We start from the raw sequence: 2702 nt of genomic DNA, 5'->3' as shown, positions 1-2702 counted from the left end.
AGCACCACGCCGTCGAGCACCGCGCGCAAGGCGCCGCCTTGCTTGGCCGACTCGACCATGCCGGCGGCCATCTCGTTCATCGCCGGCAGGAAGGCCTCGATCACCCGGTTGGCGATGCTGGTGGTCGCCAGCTTCACCTTGGCCAGGGCGTCGTTGAAGGCTTCGGCCTGCGCGGCGGTCTCGCCGCCAATCTGCACGCCCAGGGCTTGCATCTCGCCGGTGAGCGCCGCGATGCCCTCGCGCCCCTGGTTGAGGAAGGGGATCAGCTCGGCGCCGCTTTTGCCAAAGAGTTCGACGGCCAGCGCCGACTTCTGCGCCCCGTCGGGCATGGCCGCAAAGCGCTCGGCCAGATCGAGCAGCACCGCGTCGGTGGCCCGCAGCGTGCCGTCCTGGTTCTTGAAGGCCACGCCGAGCGCGGCAAAGCGCCGGGCGGACTCCTCCGAACCGGTAGCCGCCTCGAACATCGAGGTGGCGAGCTTCTTGAGCCCGGTCTCGAAGGTCTGCGCAGCCACCCCCGAGAGTTCGGCCGCCGGCATCAGGGTAGACAGCGCCTCCACCGTGATGCCGACGCGCTGCGAGAGCTTGTTGAGGGCATCGGCCGAGTCGAGTGCGGACTTGACCATCGCGCCGAGCCCGGCGACGGACACCGCCACACCGAGGTTGGCGAGCACACCGTTGACGCTCCTGGCCGCGTCGGCCAGACCGCCCAGGCCGCGCTTGATCGAGTCGAAGGCGCTGCGCGTCTCATCGACAGCGCGGATGAGGATTTGGGCGCGGGCGGTCATGGTGCTGAACGGGTGTCGGGATCAAGCACTCGGGCCGAGAGGCTCCGGGCGTTCGCTGTCATGGCGACTGACGTGGGGATGTGGTGCAATGCGTCTCATGCCTGTGCTGACGATCGACGACCTGTCTGATGCCGTGCTCGGCGCCTTGCGCCAGCGCGCGGTGCGGCACGGGCGCAGCCTCGAAGCCGAGGTGCGCGCCATCCTGGAAGCAGCCGTCCGAACCGAAAGTCCTTCCAACCTGGGCGCGCTTCTAACCGCCGTTGCGCGTGAGGCGCAGATCACCGATGCAGAAGTGGCGCTGCTCCGTCAGCGGGATCAATCCCTGCCGCGCGAGGTCGATTTGGAGTGAAGGGGGTGCGTGTCAGCAATGAGAAGAAGAACCTGAACCGTTTGGCCGGGGAATTCCTCGTCGCCTCGCGCTTGACCCAACGCGGCTATATGGTGACCCTCCAGTGGGGAACCACCATCGGCTACGACATTCTGGTGTTCGACAAGGTCGGCAATGTGGCGTTTCTCGAAGTGAAGTCCTCGGCGCAGTACTCGCGCCGCTGGATCCTGCAAAAGAAATACGCCGAACCCAACGCAGAGGCGATCCCGCTCGACCGTCGCTTCATCTGCTGCGTGGACTTGGCCGTGGCGCAAGGCGAGCCGCGGGTGTACGTGTTCCCGGCCGCCGTCGTGGCCCGAGGTCTGCACTACTACTTCAACGGCCAGTTTCCGAACAGCGAAAGCTATCACCTCTCGCTCGACTTCAAGCCGCAAGGCCGGACCAAGGAGAATGACGTGGCCACCGTGGGCGAGTTCATCGAGGCCGAGAGCTACCTGGACGCCTACTGCGCCATCGGTGTCCAACCGGTCACTGCCTGAAATCGCCTGTTTCACCCCCACATCCTGACTGGCGATGTACGGCAAATTGCCGTATAGTCGGAGTCATGGAGGATCATCCTATGGCTGCCCACCCCACCACCGCCCGGCTCGAAGCGCGCATCAGTGCCGATCTGCATGCGCAACTCAAGCGCGCCGCCGAACTGCAAGGTCGCACGATGACCGACTTCGTGGTCGCCGCCGTGCAGGAGGCCGCTCAGCGTGCGATCGAGCAGGCAGCCGCCATCCGTCTTTCGGTCGCCGATCAGGAGTGCTTCGCCCAAGCCTTGCTGTCGCCGCCCGCGCTGGCCCCGGCACTCAAGCGCGCCTTCACGCGTCGCCGCAAACTGCTTCGCGCTGAATGAGCCGGGCGCCGTTTCGCGTGGTGCCGCTGGACGCCACGCACGACCGCTCGGCCTTCGATTGCGACAGCCCGGCGCTGAACCGCTACCTGCGCGAGCAGGTCTCGCAGGACGTTCGCCGCCGCGTTGCGGCTTGCTTCGTGGCCCTTGCCGAGGATGGCTGCATCGCGGGCTATTACACCTTGGCCTCGGCCAGCCTGTGGCTGTCCGATTTGCCGCCGAGCACCGCCAAGAAGCTGCCGCGCTATCCCACCGTCCCCGCCGTGCGCATGGGACGTCTGGCGGTCGATCGCCGCTTTCAGGGGCAGGGTCTGGGCGGAGCGCTGCTGGCCGACGCGCTGGCACGTGCAACCCGTGCGGAGATCGCCGCCTATGCGCTGACGGTCGATGCCAAGGACGAGACGGCCGCAGCCTTCTACCGGCACCACGGGTTCATCGCTCTGCCCGAGACCCCGCTGACCTTGTTCTTGCCTCTGGCGACGGTGCGCGGTCTGCTCTGACCCTCAGAGCCTGTCCAGCTCATGCCGGATCGCGGCAGCGAGCTTGGGCAAGGCGCCTTGCACGCCTGCTGCGAGATCGAACCGGCGCTTCAGATCCACCCGCCGCACCAGCACGGCGATGGGGATCTCCTGGCCGCGCTGCAGGCGCTTGACGCCGCGGCGCTCGCGCTCGGCGCGCTTGAAGCGGCCCA

General features: G+C 67.1%; 5 protein-coding genes and 1 pseudogene. 4 read left to right on the top strand and 2 right to left on the bottom strand.

Annotated elements, in window-relative coordinates; translation table 11 throughout:
* Positions 1 to 785: pseudogene (locus CTA01S_RS15845) on the bottom strand (phage tail protein); the annotation flags it as partial.
* A gap of 88 nt (positions 786 to 873) precedes the next feature.
* On the opposite strand from CTA01S_RS15845, the gene CTA01S_RS15840 reads away from it, so the two are divergent.
* The 4 genes from CTA01S_RS15840 (at position 874) to CTA01S_RS15825 (ending at position 2511) form a co-directional block, all read left to right on the top strand.
* Entirely contained in the window at positions 874 to 1134 is a 261-nt protein-coding gene (locus CTA01S_RS15840; RefSeq protein ID WP_371326105.1) for a FitA-like ribbon-helix-helix domain-containing protein, read from the top strand.
* A gap of 5 nt (positions 1135 to 1139) precedes the next feature.
* Positions 1140 to 1652 (top strand): protein NO VEIN domain-containing protein, encoded by a 513-nt coding sequence (locus CTA01S_RS15835; RefSeq protein WP_232301106.1) that lies wholly within the window; start codon positions 1140 to 1142, stop codon positions 1650 to 1652.
* Positions 1653 to 1732: 80 nt separating this feature from the next.
* Positions 1733 to 2014, top strand: coding sequence for a type II toxin-antitoxin system TacA family antitoxin (locus tag CTA01S_RS15830; RefSeq protein WP_062196818.1), 282 nt, complete (start codon positions 1733 to 1735; stop codon positions 2012 to 2014).
* Complete coding sequence (locus CTA01S_RS15825; RefSeq protein ID WP_062196817.1) at positions 2011 to 2511, top strand: GNAT family N-acetyltransferase; 501 nt, start codon at positions 2011 to 2013, stop codon at positions 2509 to 2511. Before CTA01S_RS15830 ends, CTA01S_RS15825 begins: the two co-directional genes overlap by 4 nt.
* Positions 2512 to 2514: 3 nt before the next feature.
* Here CTA01S_RS15825 and CTA01S_RS15820 read toward each other — a convergent pair.
* The coding region (locus CTA01S_RS15820; RefSeq protein ID WP_232301105.1) for a DUF6441 family protein at positions 2515 to 2702 on the bottom strand (188 nt) is incomplete at its 5' end.

This window comes from Caldimonas taiwanensis NBRC 104434 (genome assembly GCF_001592165.1).
Taxonomy (GTDB): domain Bacteria; phylum Pseudomonadota; class Gammaproteobacteria; order Burkholderiales; family Burkholderiaceae_C; genus Caldimonas; species Caldimonas manganoxidans.
Note: the sequence above shows the minus strand (reverse complement) of the source record. Positions and strands in the feature narration are given on the sequence as shown.